Origin of the sequence: Paenibacillus wynnii, assembly GCF_030812855.1 — a bacterium.
Taxonomy (GTDB): Bacteria; Bacillota; Bacilli; order Paenibacillales; family Paenibacillaceae; genus Paenibacillus_AQ; species Paenibacillus_AQ wynnii_A.
The window spans coordinates 14,365-37,827 of the sequence record NZ_JAUSTK010000007.1; the positions used below are offsets into that span (position 1 = coordinate 14,365).

Below are 23,463 nucleotides of genomic sequence, written 5' to 3' on the forward strand. Positions count from 1 at the left end.
AGGCGTCCCTGTAAGTTTTACCTCTTCTTAAATATTTTTGTTTACTTCCTTATTGTGCATAATCCCCGGTGTAGTTGATGAGAGAAACATCCATAACTCCATCCAGAACGGATAAATCATGGACGAATGCGGTGTTGTCATCCCGTAGTCTAAGCTCAACAGTCATTTCTACATAGTCTTTGCGTACGGTCTTAGATTTCAGGGTGTAAACCAATTTTTGCAATTGAACCCTTACGGATGCAGTAGCGCTATCGGAATGACGGATAATCAATAGATATTGCTGCTCACGGATTTTGTGGCGGGAGAGCCATATTAGTGTTAGCCCGATTACAAGCGAGCCGATAAGGGCGAGGGGGTAAAGCTTGGCTCCTGTGGCGATGCCTCCGGCAATGGCCCAGAACATATACACGATATCCAGGGGATCCTTGACTGCGGTACGGAAACGCACAATACTGAGCGCCCCGACCATCCCGAGGGACAGTACAATATTGGAGCTGATCGTCATTATAACCATGCTTGTAATCATGCACATAAGTACAAAAGCAGCATTGTAATTATAGCTGTATACAACTCCGCGAAACGTTTTGCGGTAGATGAAGAAGATGAACATCCCGATTCCCAGAGAAGCGGCGAGTCCAAGCACCACATCGATATATGAAATCGTGCGGAAGGCATCGAGATGAGTGACACTTTTTTTAAATAAATCCTGGAAGTTAAGATTCTCGTTCATTCTAATGCGGGTCCCCTTATCGTTTGAAATGAAGCATGTTCGCTTCTCGGCAAATCACATATTTAGAAATGGTGGAGCGGTTACTTAACGTCGGGCTAGCAGCAAAACGTATATCTTCAGCAAGGAAGTTATTGTACTTCATTTCAAGGATTGTTTGTGCCGGGTCCAGCGTTTCCTTCAAAATAAGCCCGGGATAGAAAAGATCAATGCTGTTCACGCCGGCAACAAGCCTTTTGTCAAACGTGATCCGCACGTCTCCATGATCATACACATAGGCCTCCCGTAAATAGTCGACTATGGTGATCGGACGGTAGCCCCTATGTGCCAGTGCCAAGTAGAATTCCCGGATTAGGGAAGAGGTTGATCCATCAACTGCCGAATAATCACCCTGTAATATAGCTTCATACTGCATACGCGTCAGTGGAGCACTTTCCTTATGCACATAGTCTCCGAATTTGCTTTTGCGCTCGAGCTTGATCGTATGATCGCTTCCATTATAAATGCGGATCCTGAACTTTTCCCGTGAAAAGATCCCGTTAACCTTGTCATACAGCGCATAATCCACGGGGCTGTCGAAATACAGACTTCGGATTCCATATCCTTCAGGGCTTCGGGAATGCGAATCAAGCGGAAGCAAAGCCGAGACGCGCTGACGGATCGACAAATACTCATGAGGGTGCAGGTAATATTTATACTCATGCCGGAGCGGGCGTCCCCTAAATTCCATCTTAGTTCACCTTAACCTCTCTGACACCGTAATAAGGAAGATTCTCCTCGTCAAAATAAATATCGAATGCTACCTGCGAGTGACCGTTGCCATCGCTAACGGTTGCCTTCCAGTAATAAGTGCCCCGCAACAGATCGCCGAACTTCAATGTGGTATTTGGGGTACTGACCTTTTTTACGATATTGGTGAATTGCGGGTCTTTGGCCAAAGAGAATTCGTACTGAAGGTTGTCCCCCTGCAGATCGAAAGAGGTATCCCAGTTGAAAGTAGTTGTGGTTCCTTCCTGTTGAAGGTCACCCAGATAGAAAGGCTTGGGCTTCTCTATATCTTCTTTAAACCGTTTCATAGAGCGAAGCGGAACCTCACTAATCGCTTTCACGTCTTCGGATATCTCAGCGACGGGAATAGGGAAGAAGTTCCGATCAGGATTTTGGTTTGAAAACTTCTCAGTAATCGGGTAGTACAGGGCGATTTGCTTAGTAAGGGTATCGCTGTTGATATAATCCCGGTACAACTCGTCTATCTTATCCTTGAGAAGCTGAACATTCTCCTGGCTTCGAAAGAAACGGTTATGAAGTTTTACGCCCCAGTAATTACTGATGCCGCTGTTATACGGCCCAATACTGTTTACATTCCTCTGACGTTCCCAGCCCCCGTCATAATCCCAGGGAAGGAAGTACCACTTGTCGGTGTTCAAAGGTGAAAATAGCAGAAAATTTTGAGCATTCGTATCCATGTTGTCCATTAGGATATTGGAAGCCATCCAAGTTAGATAGTTATCAAGGTCGAAGTGCTTGCTTACCACCTCATTGATCGGCATGGATAAATTATTTACATCGTCCAGCATGGCCAACAGCTTGGTGTGATCTTCCCGACCGTTGATTTCCAGGTGGGTCTCGAATTTCGCCTTGTCATAGGTCGGATCGTCCTGCGCCTTCAAGTCCTCGGGATAACGGAGAAATTCGAACATAGTAGCTTTGTATAGCTGCCCGTAGGGATCCAGCCAATGGTTCTTGAGAAACTTCTTGTTGGGCTGCTCTATCTGGGTATACAGACCGTAATCAACATATTTCACAGAGGCGGTTGTTCCGCCCTCGCTCATATCCTTCACGTATAAATGTACGAATCGGGTACGTAGGCTGGTCATATTCGGCATAGCCTCGAATATATCGAAGCTGAGCTTGTTTCGCAGCCGGGAAGGGTCATGGGAATGTTTATTAAGATTCAATGTACTTTGGTCATTCCATACTCCCGCTTGATCTAACAGCTTGATCTTGTAGGAACGCTGGGAAGTATACCGAGCCGTTTTACCCCTTAGTGAGATATTAGCGTTTGCCTCCGTTGACGAATAGCCGAAGAAACCGGGCTTCGGTCCACTGCCATCCGCAGCCCCTTCCTGCAGAATGACCTTCATTGACCCTTCATCCATCCGATTGACGATCCGGTTCAATTGATACCAATCAAGAGGCGTTTCCGATCCGGTTTTCTCATCGGCTAGTACAGTCATGTAGAGCGTATCAACATTCGTGTCATGGTCTCGTTCATAGATGCGCTTATCTTCGGATAGCTTATCCTCCGTCACTGTAGAGGAAGTAACCGTATCCGGTGTGGCACCCTGGTTTACTGTTGTAGCCGCAGGGCTGCTGGTACAGGAAGACAACACAATCGCTGCAGCGATCAGACCCAGTGTCATTGACGCAGTGCTTGAAAGCGGGAGACGCTTGCGTTTTGGCCGCGTGGTCATAAGCGGCTGAGCACAGAACGTATGGTAATCAATGCTGCGGACATAACGTATTAGTCGGATTAAAGCTAGCAGCAGCACCACAAATGAGGCGCAAAGCATACCGTAGCCATGGTATTCATACAGCATAGAGAGTGTACTAAGGGCAACATTAAGGAAGAGATAAATACCGCTAATCATAAAAACACCTTTGCGGTCATCGTAATACAACAAGAGCAGCAGGATGACAAACGTGATGATAAACAGGTAATAACCTAATAGAAGAATGATAAACACATCCAATTGCTCCATACTGAAACCCACCATAGGAAGCAGCTTGATTCCTAGCGCTAGAGAGATAACGCTGAACATAAGTTGAATTTCCATCAGAAAGGTCAGCTCTTTAATCAGTGAGCGCTGCATTTCGCCGCGGGCCTCCGAGATCTCCTTCCATGTTCCGCTCTGCCGAATCAAATCGTAATAACCCCTGAATTTCTCGTAAAAGTTCGTTTCTACAGCAACCGTAAAGACGATTAAAGTTGGAATGACGCTTAGGTAAGCGTAGAAGACCGGTGTATCGTAAAAAGGAGAGATGAGATATCGGCCGGCTACCAACTTATGATAAGGGCCAAACCAGTACACAAAGCTATGCATGTACACACCGGCGTACAGAAATGTCCCTATGCCGAGCAGAGTGGGATATTTTCGGAAATAGGAAAGAAAGCTGAAAAACAAACGGGCATCTCTGCTCGGAAAGACCTGTTCAAAGTGACGATTCGTCAGCACCAATACAAGAAAAAAACCTGCATCCACTGCAGCGATCATACCCGCCGCTGTCTGATGTGTCGTCAACTCGCTTACCACCCAAGCTCCAATAGCCGCGGTACAGGCGCCGATCAGAAAGCTGCGAAATATACGCTTGTAATCCTTGAGTGCCGTAAGATGAACCGACTGTATCCAGATCAGAATCAGCTCCATGAACAAGAAAAACGCAAATACCTTATACATGTAGCCTGCTTCCACCCCCTTCAGAAACAGCAGGGCCGCCACTGCGCCACCCGGCAGACATATCGCAGCAGCTCCGTAATAGGAGGAGAGGGCATGCTCATATTTTTTCTGAAACAGCATATCTGCCAGAAACCGGGTCAGCACCATGGAGACACCGCCGGTAATCAGTACGGAAAAAATAAAGGCATACACAATGGTTGAAAAAAAGAGTTCACGCTCTAAGTAAGCAGCACCAGAGAACGTCATTAGATACTGAATTCCGGCTACCATAGCCATACATAACACCATAGGACCTATGGTCGACATGGAGGAATAGGCATAAGCCCGAAAATGATGGAGCAGTCCGTGCTCACGGTAAAGCTTCCTTAATTCAAAGCCGATACCTGCCATATCTGCTCCTCCTTATAATGATTATAAAGCTCACGATAGCTGCGGATAAACTGAGAATGAGTATAAAGAGCCTCTGCTCGGGCAAGGCCGCTCCGTCCCAATTGCTCACGGAGCTCCCTGCTGTTCCCGAGCCGTATGACAGCGTCGGCCATCTTATCGTAATGCATGACAGGGACAACGATTCCGGCAGGCCCGAAGTTATCCTCCCGGCCCTGAAGCAGGTCACGGCAGCTACCGACATCGGTTGTAACACACGGTTTGCCTGCGGCCATCGCTTCGAGAATCGCCAAAGGCATGCCCTCGCTGACGCTGGAGAGTAGAACCAAGTCAAGACGGCCCAGGTATTGGAGAACGTTAATTTCTCCTGTAAAGAAAACATCTGTAAGAAGAAGTGTATCTATCAGCTGACGGCATTCCCGGAAATAGTCCTCGTCTTCATCCCACGGCCCCATGATATGGAGCTCTGCATCAAGCAGTTCTTTCTTTACTAGAGCAAAGCTCTGGATCATCGTTTTGATATCCTTAATTGGAACTATTCTGACGATAGCACCAATCCTTAGCGGCCCACCCTCTGAAGGGGGTCCAGCAACGGACGCGTAATCATCTACATTCACGCCATTCGGAATGATTTTTATTTTGCGTTCATCGCAGCCGATCTCTATTTGGATTTCCCGATTACGGCCAAATAACGTAATGACCTCATTACTCGCAGTGTAAGCCGCTTCTGATAAGCGGTAAAAATATTGGATCCACAAATCCTTGAAATAACCCTGAACCCAGCCGGCTTTGATAATCTCTTCTTCTCTTTCCCGGGAGTAGATGCCATGCTCGGTAAGCAGAGTAGGCTTTCCATATAAGTGCTTGCCCAGAGCGCCCAACAACCCTGCATAACCGGTCGATACGCAGTGATAGAGATCCGCCTCTGGAATGTCTTCCCGTATCGTAAGAAGCAGCGGAAGCATCATAGAGCGAACAGTCCAGTACATTTCAGTAAACGGCACATGGGCATAGTCTTCACGGCAGCGTTCAGTGAGCACTTTGAAAAATTCGCGGCTCATCAGCAGATGGCCCGCGGTAGCGATGCGATCAGAACGAATCAGATCAAATAGACATCCCCAGTTCACCTGTTTCCCACCGCCAAGAAAGGCACTCAGTGCTTCCCGTTCACTAGGACTTAGACGTAGGCGGTCTCTGCTTGGTGCAGCCTCGTTCATATAACTATTTAGGAATATCTCTTTCACTTCTATAATGTTGGCTGGAAGATTGTATTTGTACAAGCCTCGTTGCTTCTCATCAGCCCCAATCGCCAGAATAATAAATTCATGCTCCGGCAGATGTGTAGTTAGTGAGTGAATCCAGCTTGAGACCCCGCCGGTAATATAAGGATAAGAGCCCTCCGCCACGATGCATATTTTCATAAGTTTAAGCCTCGCTAAAGTGAATTGTAAAACTAGATTCGGTTACCGTAATCAGTAGGATGCCTTCACCCATTTTTTTGGCTTCGCAGCCTTTCATTTGATCAATTTTTTTGTGAGTCCGAAGAACAAAGAAGGTTTCTCTCTGGAACGGAGTGACTTTACCATTGATTTCTTCAGCACTTTGTTGCAGCTCCACATGGCTCGACATCAGATTCTTCATATCCATGGCCGCTTCTACGGATGTTTTGGCACGCAGCCAGGGATAGGATTCTTGTAAATGTGACAACACTCCGGAGTAGGAATCGTACATTTCCTCCCAGGTGTTTCCTGAGTTACGATCACTATCAAGCACATCGTACGGATAGACAAAATGGGAGAAAAAACCGTAGACCGTCAGAACATTGGCCGCCGTCCAGCGTTCATAATCTCCTTGGTTATAGCCCGAAGTAACGCGCGGCATATCCAGAATTCCATCTTTCGCCTGTTCAAACTCCTGTTCATATGAATTGCCTGTAGCATCTTCCCCAAATACGGATGAAATAACGGCCATATGACCCCAACCTTGCTTGAGTGCTGCGCGGCCCTCTGGGCTCAGTACATTGGAAGGCGGCACGTACGAGAACATTGTATAATCCGGGAAGCTCCGCTTAACAAAGTTCACAGCTTCCTTGACCGACTGAGCCATGTCACTTTCACTTTCCCAAGGGGCATAATCAAAAGCTTCGCTCTTGCTGGAATCTGTGGTTAACGATTGGTGATTATAACCATGAAGACCAATCTCACCGCCGCTTTTGATAATCTCTCTCCCATAGCTGATTAGTCCTTGTGCATCCGCATCGGAGGGAGAATTAAAAGGTGGCTTTACCTGATCCTCATAGGATTCGATGGTTACAGCCGTATATTTCAGGCCGTAACGCTTGGCGGCCTTCAGCATATCCGGCCACCAAATCTGTTTGAAAAAATCTTGCCGGTTTAATTTATAAATTTCATAGATGTGCGGATCAATGGAGTTACCATATGGAGCCGGCCAGCCGTCAATGTACATTAGCTTGGAGTTAAAAATAGGATAGATAAAGTCCGGCATCAGCATTGAAACTCCACCTGCGATAATTCCCCGGCTAATCTTCTCTTGAAGCATCGTTCCATTGAAGACCATAACCTCTCCTTTCCCTACGGAAAAGCTCCATAAAAGCGGAGTATCTGCCAATGTTGTGGCATGAATACGTGCAGAGGAATCCAATTCCACCTGCATCACTGTATTATTGATAAAGCTGTCGTCAATTTGCAGACCCGCTTCACCTAGAAGCACTTCATCAATCAATCGAATTCCAACCTCATTCTTTAAAGCCCCAACATTAATAATTCCTAGCTTACGGTAAAGCTGATAAAAGGCATCATTTTGTTTCGGAAGGATGGTCAGGAAGATGTTCCCTCCCTGCTCCAAATATCCGTTTAGCAGACTCGGTTCCCGAAGAAGCGAAAGATCCTGCACGGAGAGAATCACGGCAGTACAGCCGGACACCTCGAGCTTGTTTTTGCGGAGATCTGTTACGCCTACCGTTTTTCTCATATCCCTCAGCACCCGGTTAGTCTGTCCATTGACCCGGGCACTGAATGGATCTTCACTGTCATAGGCTAGACAGAATGGAGCTCCGGAAGAATCAGCAGGTGCTATGGCTCCGTTCTTCCAGCCTTCGATCTGCGTTTCTAGATTGCGGTTATGACTGAATTGCTGGAAATACCGTATATGTGTAAGATACATAACTGCTGTAAGCAGCACGATGCCCGCGATGATAGTATAAATGCGGAAATTCAATTTCATAGTCTGTTCATCCATAACTCAATCTTCAAGCCCCTTCCGACCAGAACCGTACGAATCTCAGACCCTCATGCGACAGCCGTACGTTTGACTGCTTCAAAGATAGCAGCGCCTGGTTAAATTGCTGTGGAGACCTAGTGGTAAAATACAGGTTCATCAGCGCCAAATAAGGTTCCTCGCGGGTTGGAAACCGATCCTGGAATAATCGGCTTACCTGCTCGGCAGCGGCATAATTTCCAAGTTCCAGTTCAAATTGCACCTTTTGCCCGTAAACATCAAAGGCGTCTGGATCGGCTGCTATCCAGTTCTCAAGCACCTCTGCCAGGCTGTATTTAAGCCTCTGCATCGTCCCCTTGTCCAGAAATCCGCTGCGCATATAATTCTGCAGCAACTCGGCATAAGCTTCCAGAAAAAAAGCATCGTCACGGTGGCTTTCATACTGGACGGAGAGATCCTGCAGGGAATGGTTCAGCTTGCGTTTGACCTCAACAATCGCACTCACTGCATAATGAGAAGTTTCCGTATCTTCATTGGTCACTGCCAGCCGCAACACCTCTAAATAATCCGTTGCATCCTGCTTCAACAGATCAATCATGGTCCGACGGCGGGTGGTTAGATCGTTGACCAACAGTGCTTCCTCCAGAGGAATGATATTCACCTCTTTGGTGGCATCCACAATACGTGATACTTTAGATAAATCAGTCTGGGCGTCCTGTCGTAAATAAGATTCCAATTTCTCCACCCGCGGTGAATTCAGGTTTGCATTATGCCGCCGGAATAGAGGAAATAGAAAGCCTACAAACGGAAAGGCTACAGCAAATACGAAGCGGACAGCTGCTTCTGGTAGAGAATGGCGGTAGCGAAAGCCGAAATAACAGGCACAGACCGCAGCATAGATAAAATAAAAATTTTTAAGCATATTTCGGCTCCTCCTCCAAATGAAGGAAGACGGATTGGCCACGTAAGCGGCGTACGATATGCTCGACATCGCTTTGGGTCGAATTACTGAGCAGCATTAGCAGCTCTCCATCCGCGCTCATTCCCAGATAATCGGTTTCACGCAGGGAGCGGTGGATGCGTTCGATTATTTCAGAGTTAACATTCTTTAGCCCTGTAGGAAGCAGTACATAATTTACACCGAACTGCTCGCTTGCAGCCTGTTTACTGGCCAGTATCTCCATGAATGCCTCTGTCTGTAGTACTCTTCCTTCCTCGGGATCCACATATCGCTGGCTGGCAGCGGCGTCAATATACGTATGCGCGCGGGACAGTGAGGAAGAGATGAGTTCGACAACTGTTTTGAAAAGGTTCTGATAGTATAGGGTAAAGCGATGGAACTCAACAGCATGAAGGGATACGATCGCTACCACTTCCCCTCTACTGACCACAGGGGCAGAGAGCAGCGGCAACTCAGGGTTCAGTTCCTTATTAACATATAATTGCTTGTCATACAGCAGGGACATAAGATATTCATGTTGATCCGCCTTTAGAGAGCGCGGGAACTCAAGAGTGTCTACTGCTGAACAGCCCGCAAGACGCAAATAGCTTTTAGTCTTGTTAACTGTATAGATGGTCACCTGATCTGTTTGCATAATCTTTTCTAGTACACCGATAGCTGCCAGGAAGATTCGTTCTGGCTCCAGGCTCTCTAACTCTCTGGTAACCGTATGTATTTTGCCGAAGCTGTCCTCCGTTGTAATAATCTGATGATGGAGTTCGTCCTTAACTGAACGTGTCTCCTCATACACCTCGTACAGAAAAGCATATTTGTCTGACGCCTGCTGCAACTGCTGCTCAGCGTTGTTCAAGCGATTAGTACGTCGTTCGATGCTGTAGCCAACAACTAGACCCACGAAAAGATATAGGGCGAACTGGAAAAACAACGTTGAATCGTATAATAACGACACGACATCCCGGCCGTTTTCGGTTTGCTGCCGAATGAAGAGAAGGATAGACAATAGCACGGCTAGCATGGACTGACGGCTTCCGTAGAGGATGCCGATGATCGTGATATAGACAAGCTTGAAATCCATCCCAGCATAGTCCGAACGCTCTAATATCTCATTCAGTCCATACACAGCAGAAAAAGCAAGTAGATTCTCGGCATAGGGAAGCGCGGTCTTCAACTTTTGGCGAATCATTGATGGTTTTTCTTCTATAGTTTTGACAACAGGCTTGGTTTCCTTAGACTCTCTGGCCCAAGCATACATTTTGTGCAGACCGGACTGCAGTGTGTATTTAGGAGACCAATCCAAGGCATGCATGATCCGCGCGTTATCCAAGGTAGAACTATAGACATCACCTTCACGGGACGGAACATAATTGATGAGAGCATCGCCCTGTAACTGCTGGAGCTCCCGAATTAAATCATTGATGGAATTCTCTTGGCAGTTGGATAAATTGTAGACGCCGTCAAGGGAGGAGTAAGAAGCTCGGAATAGGGCATCGGCAATATCTTCTACATAGATGAAGTCACGAGTCTGATTGCCGTCACCATGCACCGTAATTTCTTGGTTCTCCAACATTTGCTTCATAAATATGGAGACCACGCCACCCTCGCCGCTACTTCCCTGCCTAGGCCCATATACGTTGGAAAAGCGGAAACATAAAGTGTCTAACCCGTACATCTCCTTCCAATTAGAGCAGTACATTTCCCCCACCATTTTATTCATTCCATAGGGAGAAATAGGTCCGAAAGGGGAAGTTTCAGGAATCGGCATCTCTTCAGTTACGCCATAAACAGCAGCCGAAGAAGCAAAAATAAATTTGCGAGCACCATACCGGCTTGATAGTGACAGCATATTGGTCAACCCAAGCACATTGGACTCAGCATCCTGATAAGGATTTTTTAATGAGACGGACACACTAACTTGAGCAGCCAAGTGAATAACGGCATCAAAGCGATTACTACGGAACACTTCTTCACATTTTGTGTCCTCCACGGAAAGAACATAACCTTTATGTTTAAAATTGATATTTTTCTTGCTTCCTGAAGACATATTGTCGATAATATACACGTCATAACCCTCTTTGTGGAATCGTTCTGCCACAGTAGAGCCGATAAATCCGTAACCACCGGTAATCAATACTTTAATAGCTACCCCTCCGTTCTATCTTTGATGTAACTCAATAGCACATAGGTCTGGGTATGTTTTAATAGTCTTAAGAGCCCTACGGTCTATCATTATACAGGACTAAGGACTTTTGAACCAGATGAAAAGTAGCGGAAAAAGTCAAAAAAGCAAGAGAAAGGTAGACTGCTATGCTAAAAAAAACACAGGGGTTGACCGCCAAATTAATACAGATATGTGCCGTGCTCCTTTTCTGCGGGGGATCGGGTTCAGTAGGAAAAGCTGCACCTGCCATGGCCGTAAGCTACCCCACCGAAACGCAAGCGGTGCTTTATAATCCATATATCGGTTTTGTAGCTGATGCTCGTGACCCCCAAAGGGTCAAGCAAAAAATCTCTCTCGTTCATGCCAATTTAACTTGGAGAGATTTGGAACCTGAGGAGGGCAGCTACGATTTCGCCGGTTTGGAAGAAAAATTCCATTTCAATCATTGGAAAGACCAAGGCGCCCGTATCGTGCTTCGAGTTGTGCTGGATTACCCTGGGGAAGAAAGCCATATGGATATTCCGGACTGGCTGTACGAGAAAATCAACAAAACGGGCATCGGGTACGATCTGACTTATGGCAAGGGTTTCAGCCCCGACTATTCCAATACAGTGCTGATTGCATCCCATAAGAAATTGATTGCCGCGCTGGCCGAGCATTACAACAGCGATCCCTTTGTTGCATTCATCCAGCTCGGAAGTATCGGCCATTGGGGAGAATGGCATACGATGGATTCCGGACCCGGTTATATCCCTTTTCCATCTCGAAGTATCACTGATCAGTACGTCGAGCATTATGTACGTTCCTTTACCGGAAAACAGATGCTAATGCGCCGCCCGACCCTAGCTGCTTCGCGTTACGGAATGGGATTATATAACGATGCCTTCGGCAAACATAATGCCACGATTGACGGTTTTTTAAGCTGGTTCACCAACGGATATACTTCGTGGCTGACGCAGGACGAGGAGCCGGCAATGCGCAATTTCTGGACGACCTCACCCAGCGGAGGGGAATTTTCGGATCCCAAAGCCTATCTCCAGGATTCAACCATTGATGAATCGATTTTGCAGGCTAAACTTACCCATGTTTCCTGGCTAGGCCCCTCTGCTCCATGGAATGAAGAGCAAGGAGGGATGCTTCAAGCCAATATAGATCGTTTTCTGCGGACAATCGGCTACCGCTTTGTCATACAGAAGGCGGTATACGAAAAGGAGATCATACCCGGAGGGACGGTGCATGTTAGACTGCTTATCGCCAACCGCGGCACGGCGCCCTTCTATTTCAAATGGCCTCTTGAAATATCATTGGCTGATACACAGGGGAATACTCTGGCTTCTGTAAGCAGCTCGACAGACATCCGTAAGTGGCTGCCCGGAACTACCCCCGCCACCGTCTTTCTGAAGCTGCCCAAACGACTGACACCCGGCCAGTACACCTTACAAGCCGCCATTCTCGATCCAATTACTGGAAAGCCGGGCGTAGATTTCGCCATCAATGGCCGTCAACCGGATGGACGTTTTTCGCTGGGGAAACTAACGGTCTCGGGTGGAAACTGAAAACTTACCGTAAATTCAACCTCTATAGGTTCAGGCTAGTATCTATAGGACGCAAATAAGGGCACCCCTCCGGGTGCCCTTTCGTCTGAACATAATAGGATGATTAAGTAGGGATTGTGATGAGGAATGTTGTACCCTTCCCTTTTTCACTATCGACTTCGATATTCCCTTTGACTTTATTGATTGCACTGTAGGCCATGAGCATACCAAGGCCCGTTCCTTCTTCTTTTGTAGAATAATAGGGCTTACCTAGACGTGATATTTCTTCCCTTGTCATTCCAATGCCGGTGTCTTGGATGCTGATGATAATATTTTGCTTACTCTCCGTTATATCGATAAAAAGAGTACCGCCGCCCTTTTCTCTCATCGCCTCAATACCGTTTTTATATAAATTAATTAGACATTGCTGAATTTGGTTCCTGTCATAGTCCTTATTCAACGTATTGTTGAAACTATATTGCACCTCCACATTATGAATAGAGGCATAAGGCATAATGATATTTTTGGTGTACTCTGACTCTTCTCTAATGTTGGAATAAACCATGTTTTCGGACTGCGGCTTGGCAAATGAGAGATAATCGCTTACAATTTTCTCCGCGCGGTTAAGTTCTAGTAAAGATAATTCCACATATCCTTTTTCCTCAGGTGTTAACGTCTTGGATTTATTTAATAGCTGTAGAAACCCGCTGGTTACCGTGAGTGGATTTCTTATTTCGTGTGAGACACTAGCTGCTAACTCACTGACCACATTTAATCTTTCCGATTGTAGAATTCGGTCGCGATTTTTAATATTGGCAATGATCTGCTCTATAAAAATCATTATGATACTCATCACCCCGACACAAGTCGTTAATACATTAAAGGTGAGTATCCAGAATTGTCTGTCTAATGTCCCCATAATAATACTCAGTATAATCAGGTAAGATCCCATGGTAAGAAAAGAAACGGTGGTTGCGCATACAATTCGATTTCTGGAATTTAATTTTATAAACTTTTTACTAAGTAAGGGTACTAAGATCACTACAGCTGTTGAAAATAAAAAGGATTGGCCCGCTCCGCCCCCGCCTAAATAGAACCGGTAAATATTTAATATCAAATATAACGGGAGTACATTCTTGTAACCTCCATAAAGAGCCACGATAATAAACGGGATGTATCTTAAATCAAAAATAAATCCTATTTCAAGTTTTATAGGTTTGGCAATACAAAGGATCATCGTCACTGCGGATAGTAAAACAAGAATCTTGCCATTATAGGAAAGTGGCCTATTTTCAAAGAAAATCAGAACGATTAATACTGGAAACAACATAAACAAGAAATTCAAAAGTAATGTTTCAAACAAGAGACACTTTCCTTTCGGCGTCTGTTACAGAAAAAGAATATATACCATATTTTTAAAGCTTATTATAGAAGATTACGCTACTTTAATTATATAAGTAAAGATAAACCTGCAAACTATCTATATCCGAGTTCTTTTAGACGAAAAAAAAGGGGTCCCAGAGCCATTTGCATGGTTGGAATCCTCCTATTCCTTGGTATCATGAGTCTCAGTCATTCACCAGTCCGCGAATAAAGCTCTCAAAGTTATTGGCCAACGTAGTAATCTTGTAATGATTAGCTTGATCTACATGAATAACCTCCGGTTCGCCGTCATTCCCAGATGAACGGTAATCCAGCATCACTACCTCATGATCTGAAGGACAATCACAAATCACTACGCCAATTTCAGGATAACCCCCATTTTCAATTCTAGACCGGCTGCCTAGATCTCCGCATAAAGAAAGACTCTTGTCCCGCCCAATGCCCAGAATACCTGAAATAACAATAGAATCATTGACCCCGGATTCCTTTGTAGGGTAATACTTATTATGAGGTATACCCCCATTATGTAACTTCATCATCTCAATGTAGAAAGCGGGTAACTTGAAGACGAGTTCCTCTTCCACTGAAGCAATCAGCTCATCCGTCGGCGACTCAGAGATATAATGATCTAATGCATATTCACTATCATCCCAAAAGTTTGAAGTATCGACGGCTTCTTTTGCAGGTTTTACTGCTTTTGCTGGTTTCTTAGCTTTTTCACGCCGGCACCAATCTATGAACTCCAATGTATCCTCGTCATCGGGTTCCATTTTATCGGCCATTTTAAATTCTTTTAGGGCTTCATCATATTGCTCCAGATAATAATAGGAAACCCCGATGCGGTAATGCCAGAGCGGATCTTCCTTGCCCTCTTCTGCAATGGTCTTAAATTGTTGAAGTCCTTCTTCGTAGCTTCCCAGATTATTCAGCGCTCTGCCTAAATGACTAGTCAATACATAATCTCTGTCAGCCGGAGGAATCTCCATAATTGCATCTACTATGTCTTGGAATTCATCATCTTCATGCCATAAATCCAGTTGTTCTAAAAGATCATCTCTCATCATTTCGGCCTCCCAATCGGTATCAATACCTAATATAAAGTATACCATTCCCGCTTGTCCCTCTCCAACAAGCTGGAATCAAAAAACAGGGACTCCCGCACAAACTGTGCGAAAGACCCCGTATAGGTGTTAGATATCTCAGTAAAAGCTAGATCTGAGCCCCGAATTGGTCTTAGATGTTTTAGGGTTACTCCTTTTTCGCTAGCTGCTCTTGGGCGAGACGAACCATTTCCCGAACCATGGACCCGCCAATTTTACCGCCTATATGACCTACCTCTTCCGTAGTCAGGCCCCCATTTTCACCTGGCTGCAGAGGGACACCAAGCTCCTTAGCCACTTCATATTTCACATCATCCGGGCGGTTCGGATCAACTGTATACCCTTCGCGCTTCATTACATCAGCTTTAAATGTCTGCATTTCACGCTCCACCCCTGACACCGCATATTTCCTTCTTCTAGCCATCCTGATGCACTCCCTTGATGTTTTTCCCCCTAACTTACCCGAAATCACTGGTTCTCATCCAATGGCGGATATAAACGATGGTTCTGTTTATTTTGAAACTTCTCCACACTGGTTGCCCTGATAAGTGTTTCCTCGTAGTTTGGGTGTCGCTGAGTCATCAATTTGAATACCATATCCCCTATTTTTGTTCAGAATATTAAAGCTAATGGTCGGATTTGAATTCGCATCGACAGCTATGCCGCTGTTACTATTGCCGCTGGCGCTATTTTTCTCAAGCACCGGTGTACTCTCTCCACTTACGTAAATACCGTTCATACCGTTGTTATAGCAATTGTTACTAGACGCAGAACCTAATGCTCTACCCTCGTAGACGATTCCATGTTGTTCATTGTTGAAACATTGATTTTGCTTCACTATAGGGGTCGACTTTCCCATAATGACAACTCCAAACTCATTGAAACTGCACTGATTCTCAGTAATAATGCCCTTCGCATCATCACTATATAGAATACCGAACAGTTTGTTCTCCTTACTATTATTCGAGTGGAGTTCAACACGAGTCTGTTCAATGGCAGTTAGTCCAGCTTCGCCATTATTATTACAGAAATTGAATTCAGCTTTTCCAGTTGCCCGCTCTCCAAATGCAATACCAGCGAATTGATTGCTGACTGTTGTGCATTGCGCAATCGATCCATTAGCATCATTACTTACTGCAATCCCGGTCTTGTTTGAATTGCATTCACAGCCTGTAGCCGTTATTTTGGATTGACCCCCTGCATAAATACCGCCGTATTCATTATGGCTGCAACTATTATTAATGAGAGCAGCTTGAGCCTGTTCCTTCACGAATATACCAAAAGGATTACTCTGACAAGTATTTGAACGTAGTGTTCCATTGACGGTTCCTTGCAAAGATATACCCGTATCATAATTGTTGTTGCAGATATTGCTTTCCAAAGCTATCGAATTGGAACCTTCCACATAAATACCATGCATCAAATTGCCACTGCATTCATTAGATGTAACTTCTGCCTCCCCGGCTGCATACTGGGCAATACCAGCTTCCCCATTCAGAGTACAGGTGTTACGCTCCAACACAAGTTTGCTTTTCGTCTCATAGCTAATACCCTTCGAGAGATTACGATTGCAGTGATTAGCTGCAAAATATCCTCCTGACGACTCCATTATATGTATTCCGTCAACATTTGCCTGACAAAGGTTACCTACAACCGTAAGAAAAGCTTTGTCTTGGCCGCGGATGCCCGTCTGCTCATTGCGCACTATTTCGTTATTTTCAATAGTTAACTCTGATTCTCCGGCACCAATCAACCCATTATTATTAAACCAGATTCGGTTATTCTGAAAATCACCTATGGAGTTATCATCCATATATATCCCCATAATGTTATGTGTAAGCTCACTATCATACAGCTTAACAGCGGCATGATCAGTAGCTATAATGCCTGACAGCCCCTGATTGCGGAACAAGCTGCATCGAATTTCAAGCTTGCTGGAATCAACCGCTGCGATGCCGACAGCATTATTAATAAATTGGCAACTATCGACTACTCCTGACGAATTGCCCTTCAAAAGTAAAGCTGCTCCTGACGAATCGGAATCCAAGGGCTCTTGCGGGGCACTGACATCCGTAAATTCGCAGCGCATGAACGAAACACGACCACTCTCGATGACAGCAATATTCCCTACCGTTCCGAACAGTTCAAACCGAATACCCTCTACATGCAGCTCTTTCATAGCTGTCAATCTTAACAACGAATCCAGCCTACCGGCAATGACTGTAGATCCATTATCTGCTCCGCGCAAACGTAGGGTTTTGTCTAATACGAGCGTCTCACTCAATAGATAACTAGCACCCTCCAATCGCAGTTCAGAATGCTCCTCCGCCTCGGCAATAGCAGCAACCAAATCCATATTAGCAGACAGAGCTGGCTCAGCCACCTGGGCTGACGATGAAATCTCAGGAACGTTTATATCACTCAACATCTGTTGTTCTAGCTGCTGCAAATACGAGAGCGCATTCTCTAATGTTGCAGGTATGACTCCGTCACTCACGTGTGTAATCGCACGATTGAAAGCCGCTCCAAACGCTCCTAGTTCCCAACCAATCATACTGCTGGTCATCATTTTTGCTCCGGTTGTCCAGTACAACTGTTTCTGCAAAAGGGCAGCTTCCGCCTGCGTCTCCTCTTGATTATTAAGCAGCCTGTCAAACTCAACTAAGCTCTCCTCCAGCTTGCTTAAGATAAGTTGTGACAGTTCAAAGCCTTCCTGCTCGTTACGCTTCAATCTTACTAAGAAAAGATTCTGTTTGGAGATTAACTCTTTATTGCGAGCATTGAGCTCATCGGCTGTAATTTCCATTTGAGCTAAGCGGGCATTAAGTACCTTGAGATTACCCTCCCAATCGAGCAGCGGTCGACCACCGAACATGCCGGATTTATTGTATACATTAAACTCTTCCTCAAGTTGCCTATGGGCTATATTATGATGATTAATACGCTGATCATTATGACTAAAGCTGCGCTTTATGTCATCATGTTCTTTTTCCAACTCATCAAGCACGCCAATCATCATATCCATCTGCTTATTTAACTTCATATAATCGCTCACAAGCCCTGGAAGTGGATAATACGACTGTAAATTGTGAAGTGCCGAATCTACATCTAAGCCGCTGAAGCTATTCAGCAATTGTTGCACCTTTTTACGATTGTCTGCCAACGTCTGTATTGATTTTTTCTTGTCATTAATAAGCATAAACGCTTGTTCATACTTACCATTTTGTTCAATTACGTTGTTTTGCAGCTTGGTGATCACATCGCGCAGACGTGACAACAGTCGCACACCCTTCTTCATAGCTGCTTTATCATACAGCTCCTCCTGCAGCGCCTTCTCAAGCTGCAACCATCCGCTTCGATTGAACAAATTCGTATCTCCGCTTAATCTCCCCTCAGTCGCTTGAAGCGTTGATACGGCTTCGAGCCTGCATACGCTGTTACCCAGTCGTCTCTGGACCTGTCTAAGGAAAGTATCTAGTTGCCCTTCCTCCGGATCATGCTCATCAATGCAATTAACTACACCAATTGGCCTCCACTCGTTAGCCATTTGGCCAAGCTTCGACATCTCGAGTCTTGACCCTGCTTGTCCGTAGGAGAACAACCACAGCACCTGATCCGCGCGATTAGCGAATCGTTCAGTTGCCCTTGTATGATGTTCATTATTCGAATTTAGACCAGGTGTATCTACAATGGTAACCTTCCTCAACAGAGCGACAGGAATACGGACCTCTATATAATCAATGGAGTCTCTTAATTTCCTGATGTCCTCATCACCTTCTGCCGATAAGGAGTGCAACTTCTCATAAGGGTACATCTGGGTAGTTCCATCCAACAGATGAGCAATAACTTCCCTCGTTTCTCCATAACTCAGCATCGTCACTACGGCAGTTGCAGGAACATCATCCGTTCTGAGGAAATCCTTCATACCAATCAACTCATTAATAAAGCTTGATTTCCCAGATTTAAACAGACCCATAACCGCGAGAAGAAGTGGCTTAGCTGCATCGTCAGCAAGTTGCTGCAGGCTATCCCTATACTCTTTAAGTTCCTCGTAGGGCTCCAGCATGAGTACCATTCGCTCTGCTACCTTTTGTACAAGGAAATCTGCCGGAAGTTTAAAAGCATAATCGGGTAGCTTTGGCTGCCGTTGCGGCAAGCGACTCGCCAGTTCTTCCTTTGATTTTTTCACGATTGGCTTAAAATTTACGCCTTGTACAGTCTCAACCGTATCCTTGGCGACTTTCCCCACCTTGCGCTTCGATCTTCTACGGAGCACTACAGCACAGAATCCAATAACAATTATTGAGGCCGCTATAATGGCAATGAGTTTTTCTGAATTTAGATATGCCATAGGCTAATTTCCTCCCCCACCTGCAACAACCGCTGCTTTTCCCGCTGTTTCTCTTCCAAAGAATGCTTCATGCCGGATATATCCGACTCCAGTCGTATTTTATGCACTCGTACGATCTCCACATAGCGGTTCTCTGCCGAATCGCGAACCAACTTGATATTTGTCAGGAGCCATTGCTCCACCTGAATTCCAAACTGTTCCATCACTTGATCAAGAGCGGCAGCAAGCTCAGGCAGCAGCTTCTCTTTCGCCTTTTTTAACTGATCTTGCATCATATGTTTTTGTATAAATGGGAATCCAGCCATGCCGACAATGGGAAGAAACAGTGGCCCACCAAGTAGCATGGCAAGCATTCCAGCCCCGCCGGCGATAAGCCCTGCCATTATTGGCGTATTACTCAGGTCTGCACCGGTTAACGTTATTTCGCTGTCGGAACTATTCAAATCTTCCAGGTTGCTCTTAGTCCACAGCGGGTGAAGCGCTGTATTGAACTCCTTAGCCAAGGCGGTTACGAGTTGATTCTCCAGCATTTGTAGCATCTTTATCATTGCAGGCGAATGCTGCTCAATCCACTGCTTGAAGCGCCGCTTAATCTGCATCGTGATATGTGTCTCGACAAATTCCTTAAGCTGTGTCCCCGAAAACTGAATAACCGCAAATTCCATATCTTCCTTTATATGCTGCTCAAAATATAGAAGTGATTTTCGAAGGATTGCCAGCATCTCCGTTTCACGATCCTTCGTATAGATGTCCATTTGTGCACGAATAGCCCCATGCCGTTCCATCAGGATCTCCATGCCCTCCAGCTTCCGGTCAAGTTCCTCGCCTGATGCACTCAACAGCTTGTGACGGCCTTCGATCTCTCGGCCAATCGAAGTGACAAGGCTTTGCATGCGGGAGCGGAACCGTTCCAGCTTCACCTCACCCTGTGAACCGTGCTGAATAAGCTTTTGAATGGATTCAATAATTGCAGGGTATCCTGATGCTTCAAGCTGATCGACATCGTTAGATTGTCTACCCTCTAAGGCCATCGTCCCACAGTAAGGGAGAACCGTCTGCTTCCGGCCACCCAATGCAGCCGCAAGTCGATTGCCAAGGCTGTCTAAGTAAACAGACTGCTCTTCCTCAATCTGGTCGATAAAATTAGCAATAAACAGAATGCGCTCAAGCCCCTCAGATAAGAATGTTTCTGACAGAAACTCCTTTTCGGAACGTGTAACAGGGGACGTTGCATCCAGCATGAAGATGACAACATCTGCGCGTGGAATGAACCGATACGTAACCTCCGATCTCTGCTTATTCAGGTCGTTCACTCCAGGCGTATCGACAAGAATGACATTCGGCTCAAGCATTTTAACTGGCATCGTCAATCTTAAGTAGCGAACGCCCTTAAGACTTTCGGTACCCTCTACAGAGAAGGCGTCTATACTTTCCTTATTGAGCTCACGTTGCTCTGCCGTACCATCGTCCCAATGGACCGTTAGGTTTCTCTGCTCACCGTAAAGGACCGCGTTAATCGTTGCTGTTGTAGGTGTTACATCGACTGGCAATAGCGCTTCTCCAAGCAGTCCATTGATAAATGTGGACTTCCCTCTTTTGAACTCCCCGAGAACCACAACCGTGCACAGATCCTCTTCTACGGTCTCCTGAAGCGCTTCAAGTTCTCTCAAAAAAACAGAGTCGGGCAGCACCCCGCCCACGACTTGTTGTATTCTGCGCATGGATTCAAGCAATGTCGTTTTACTTGCTTCATACCCTTGCATTGTTATATGGTCCTCTATCATTTCGTCCACTGTGAATGTCCCTCCCTTCCGTTACCAAGCTCTCCTGACAACTCTTCCAGACAACTTATAACACTATTTAAATGATCTTCAAGCTTTAGAAAATAAGCTTTACGCTGTTCCACGTTACCCGCCTCATGATTACGGTCCGCTACTGCACGTTGCATTTGATCCGCAATAAAGCTGAGCTTACGATTGACTTCCTCTCCAAAATGCGTAACGGTTTCGTCGGTCATTTGTTTCCATTGACTTTCAAAATCTGCACACAACCCTGGAATAACATCTCGATATCGGCGCTCCACCTGTACTCGGACCTTGGCCAACGCCTTTCCTCGTACTTGATTGTCGAAGTACGAATAAATAAAGCTGCCTCCAAAAAACAGTGCCGGAAGAGCAAGCGGCAATGCCACATGCAAGCCGATAATGGCTCCCAACATTCCCAACGAACCAATCCCGGTCTTCACGAACACCTCGTCTTGGTTGTAAAGCGACTCATTATACACGCTTTCCCCGTCAGCCTTAACGGTCTCCGGAATAAACGTTTGAAGAATCTTCTGCTCAATCGCTTCCCACTCTTGTTCAAGCCGACGGTTTACGCGCCCGATCTCCTCCTCCAGAATCGCTGTTTGGGCCGCACGGATACTTTCCTGCAGAGCCGTCTGCATAGGCGCTACCACAGCTTCAATGGCGCTGGCTATTTCTTCATTTTGCAGTGGACCCGTATAATTGGTGACGGTTTGAACAGCTGTGGTCGCAACTTGATGCAAGCCGGACTCCCATTGTGATCTGATGTCCAAGCCACCGCTGCTTAATGCTATACGGAGCCTATGGATTGTATCCCCAGCGACGCGACTGACACGATTCAGTTCATTCTGTACAATAGCTGCTTGCTCTTCCAACTCCGATAGATGTTTTCCCAGAGTTGACATAGGAAGCCGAATAGCGTTTTGCTTCAATTCATTTGCTATTCGAATTGTCCGCTCTAACGGCTTGGCCAGTTTCACTTTTCCGCGTTCCTCACTTAGAAAATGTCCGACAGCTGCTTCAAATTCTACGTACCCCGATTGCTCGAAAGGCACAAGTCCACTAGCTTCCACTTCACCAGAAGCCGCCCGACGAGCATCAAGCGCTTGTTTAGCCGAAATCAGATACACCTTAAGGTCCTTTACAACTGGTGAAAGAAGATTGATAATGCGATCTAATACTTTCTCTTGGGCCTGGCTGGACGTAAGCCGATCCTTAAAGTTAACGACAAAGAATATTCTTTGAATATCCGCCTTCAGAATACGGTCTTTAAAGAAGCTCAACTCTGTCTCGGACAGCGGAGGACGTGTAGATAACACAAAAATAGCAACATCTGCTTCTGGTATAAATTTATATGTAATTTCCTCACGAGCCGCATCCAAATCGTTCGTACCGGGCGTATCAATCAACTCAATTCCACCTTGGCAAATGGAAGCCGGATAGCCAATTTCGACATGTGAAATAGACCCGAATTCCATCAACGCAATATCCCGCTCCTTGACAGAAGACGGGTCATCCGGATCAGGCTCTTCTGGTGCGACAATCGTTTTGAACTTGGTCTCGCTAATCTCTGCGCTAGCCCGGCTATCACGGTAATGCAATCGATAATACGGCTCGTCGGCATAAATAATTTTGCTAAGCACAGTCGTCGTTGGATTGGCCGAAGAAGGTAACACCCTGCGTCCGAGCAGACCGTTAACAAAGGTAGACTTTCCGCGGGAAAACTCTCCCACTACAACGATTTTGAACAAATCATCAGCTAGCCCTTCTCTAGTCATTTGTAGAACTCGCTCAGTTGATTCAACCTGTAGTTCCTTCGCAGTTTGCTGTACCTCTCCAATCGCATCCATAATTCGCTTGCGCTGTTCGCGATACGATGATAAATCGATTCCTGTCATCTGTACGTATATCCCTTCTTTAATGAGAAATAAATAAAAAAGAGACCCTCCCTAAGGTTAAATGGGTCCCTGGACCATCCAAGGTCAGTCAAACGTAAGCTGAGGCAATGAATAATCTTGAATATGAGCAAGCGGGTTGGACTGCTGCAGAACATGATGAAACGATGAATCGTGATGGCTGAGATAGGATAGCGGGTCTCCAGTAGCTACTTCCCCTGTAAATGGGTTGATATGACCCGGATAGGTGTAATTGTTGAACGGATTGCCATCCGGATGGGAACGCATATGCGCTTTAACATGTGTGCCGTCGCTGCGGTTGTAATCCTCTACAAATACTGGATGATGTGATTGATTGGAGTCATGACCGAATGCCTTATCCAGTACGTCTGAATGATTAATAGGATCGTGATGGCTAAAATAGTTGGAATCCATGCAATTCACCCCTTTTCATAATTGTATACGC

Annotated in this window: 15 protein-coding genes; 1 reads left to right on the forward strand and 14 read right to left on the reverse strand. The window is 45.7% G+C overall.

The window, feature by feature from the left end; all coding sequences use genetic code 11:
* Positions 1–49 precede the first annotated feature (49 nt).
* Genes J2T20_RS09100 through J2T20_RS09130 form a run of 7 tightly spaced genes read right to left on the reverse strand, consistent with a single transcriptional unit; the run spans position 50 to position 10,898 of the window.
* Positions 50–730: a DUF4956 domain-containing protein gene (locus tag J2T20_RS09100; RefSeq protein ID WP_036652041.1), complete on the reverse strand. Its 681-nt coding sequence runs from the start codon at positions 728–730 to the stop codon at positions 50–52.
* Positions 731–746: 16 nt separating this feature from the next.
* On the reverse strand, positions 747–1,457 hold the full coding sequence (locus J2T20_RS09105) for a polyphosphate polymerase domain-containing protein (RefSeq protein ID WP_307587624.1): 711 nt from the start codon (positions 1,455–1,457) through the stop codon (positions 747–749).
* Between the two features lies 1 nt (position 1,458).
* Positions 1,459–4,575: an exopolysaccharide Pel transporter PelG gene (pelG, locus tag J2T20_RS09110; protein ID WP_307587627.1), complete on the reverse strand. Its 3,117-nt coding sequence runs from the start codon at positions 4,573–4,575 to the stop codon at positions 1,459–1,461.
* Positions 4,551–5,993, reverse strand: coding sequence for a GT4 family glycosyltransferase PelF (gene pelF / locus J2T20_RS09115; RefSeq protein ID WP_307587629.1), 1,443 nt, complete (start codon positions 5,991–5,993; stop codon positions 4,551–4,553). The genes pelG and pelF overlap by 25 nt, the downstream gene beginning before the upstream one ends.
* Before the next feature lie 4 nt (positions 5,994–5,997).
* Positions 5,998–7,815, reverse strand: coding sequence for a DUF2194 domain-containing protein (locus J2T20_RS09120; protein ID WP_307587631.1), 1,818 nt, complete (start codon positions 7,813–7,815; stop codon positions 5,998–6,000).
* Positions 7,816–7,840: 25 nt separating this feature from the next.
* The gene (locus tag J2T20_RS09125) at positions 7,841–8,731 is read right to left on the reverse strand and encodes a hypothetical protein (protein WP_307587633.1); all 891 of its coding nucleotides are present in this window, start codon (positions 8,729–8,731) and stop codon (positions 7,841–7,843) included.
* Positions 8,724–10,898, reverse strand: coding sequence for an NAD-dependent epimerase/dehydratase family protein (locus J2T20_RS09130; RefSeq protein ID WP_307587635.1), 2,175 nt, complete (start codon positions 10,896–10,898; stop codon positions 8,724–8,726). Before J2T20_RS09130 ends, J2T20_RS09125 begins: the two co-directional genes overlap by 8 nt.
* Positions 10,899–11,074: 176 nt before the next feature.
* Between J2T20_RS09130 and J2T20_RS09135 the strand changes: the two genes are divergently transcribed.
* Complete coding sequence (locus J2T20_RS09135) at positions 11,075–12,484, forward strand: DUF4832 domain-containing protein (RefSeq protein WP_307587637.1); 1,410 nt, start codon at positions 11,075–11,077, stop codon at positions 12,482–12,484.
* Positions 12,485–12,587: 103 nt separating this feature from the next.
* Here the strand turns inward: J2T20_RS09135 and J2T20_RS09140 are convergent, their stop codons facing one another.
* The 7 genes from J2T20_RS09140 to J2T20_RS09170 form a co-directional block, all read right to left on the reverse strand.
* A complete protein-coding gene (locus tag J2T20_RS09140; RefSeq protein ID WP_307587639.1) occupies positions 12,588–13,826 on the reverse strand; it encodes an ATP-binding protein in 1,239 nt (412 codons plus the stop codon).
* Positions 13,827–14,031: 205 nt separating this feature from the next.
* Entirely contained in the window at positions 14,032–14,907 is an 876-nt protein-coding gene (locus J2T20_RS09145; RefSeq protein ID WP_444939700.1) for an SMI1/KNR4 family protein, read from the reverse strand.
* Between the two features lie 187 nt (positions 14,908–15,094).
* A complete protein-coding gene (locus J2T20_RS09150) occupies positions 15,095–15,370 on the reverse strand; it encodes an alpha/beta-type small acid-soluble spore protein (RefSeq protein WP_307587641.1) in 276 nt (91 codons plus the stop codon).
* An 87-nt stretch (positions 15,371–15,457) separates the two neighbouring features.
* Positions 15,458–19,297 carry a right-handed parallel beta-helix repeat-containing protein gene (locus J2T20_RS09155; protein WP_307587643.1) on the reverse strand — a complete coding sequence of 1,280 codons (3,840 nt, stop codon included), beginning with the start codon at positions 19,295–19,297 and terminating at the stop codon, positions 15,458–15,460.
* Positions 19,285–21,081, reverse strand: a complete 1,797-nt coding sequence (locus J2T20_RS09160; RefSeq protein ID WP_307587939.1) for a dynamin family protein — start codon at positions 21,079–21,081, stop codon at positions 19,285–19,287. Before J2T20_RS09160 ends, J2T20_RS09155 begins: the two co-directional genes overlap by 13 nt.
* Entirely contained in the window at positions 21,078–23,000 is a 1,923-nt protein-coding gene (locus J2T20_RS09165; RefSeq protein ID WP_307587645.1) for a dynamin family protein, read from the reverse strand. The genes J2T20_RS09160 and J2T20_RS09165 overlap by 4 nt, the downstream gene beginning before the upstream one ends.
* Before the next feature lie 84 nt (positions 23,001–23,084).
* Positions 23,085–23,432, reverse strand: a complete 348-nt coding sequence (locus tag J2T20_RS09170; RefSeq protein WP_307587647.1) for a hypothetical protein — start codon at positions 23,430–23,432, stop codon at positions 23,085–23,087.
* Between the last annotated feature and the right edge of the window lie 31 nt (positions 23,433–23,463).

Bases quoted from the DNA above. Each gene is read 5' to 3' on its own strand.
- J2T20_RS09100 (WP_036652041.1), bottom strand. From the start codon at position 730: ATGAACGAGAATCTTAACTTCCAGGATTTATTTAAAAAAAGTGTCACT.
- J2T20_RS09105 (WP_307587624.1), bottom strand. From the start codon at position 1,457: ATGGAATTTAGGGGACGCCCGCTCCGGCATGAGTATAAATATTACCTG.
- pelG (WP_307587627.1), bottom strand. From the start codon at position 4,575: ATGGCAGGTATCGGCTTTGAATTAAGGAAGCTTTACCGTGAGCACGGA.
- pelF (WP_307587629.1), bottom strand. From the start codon at position 5,993: ATGAAAATATGCATCGTGGCGGAGGGCTCTTATCCTTATATTACCGGC.
- J2T20_RS09120 (WP_307587631.1), bottom strand. From the start codon at position 7,815: ATGAAATTGAATTTCCGCATTTATACTATCATCGCGGGCATCGTGCTG.
- J2T20_RS09125 (WP_307587633.1), bottom strand. From the start codon at position 8,731: ATGCTTAAAAATTTTTATTTTATCTATGCTGCGGTCTGTGCCTGTTAT.
- J2T20_RS09135 (WP_307587637.1), top strand. From the start codon at position 11,075: ATGCTAAAAAAAACACAGGGGTTGACCGCCAAATTAATACAGATATGT.
- J2T20_RS09145 (WP_444939700.1), bottom strand. From the start codon at position 14,907: ATGAGAGATGATCTTTTAGAACAACTGGATTTATGGCATGAAGATGAT.
- J2T20_RS09150 (WP_307587641.1), bottom strand. From the start codon at position 15,370: ATGGCTAGAAGAAGGAAATATGCGGTGTCAGGGGTGGAGCGTGAAATG.
- J2T20_RS09155 (WP_307587643.1), bottom strand. From the start codon at position 19,297: ATGGCATATCTAAATTCAGAAAAACTCATTGCCATTATAGCGGCCTCA.
- J2T20_RS09160 (WP_307587939.1), bottom strand. From the start codon at position 21,081: ATGATAGAGGACCATATAACAATGCAAGGGTATGAAGCAAGTAAAACG.
- J2T20_RS09165 (WP_307587645.1), bottom strand. From the start codon at position 23,000: ATGACAGGAATCGATTTATCATCGTATCGCGAACAGCGCAAGCGAATT.
- J2T20_RS09170 (WP_307587647.1), bottom strand. From the start codon at position 23,432: ATGGATTCCAACTATTTTAGCCATCACGATCCTATTAATCATTCAGAC.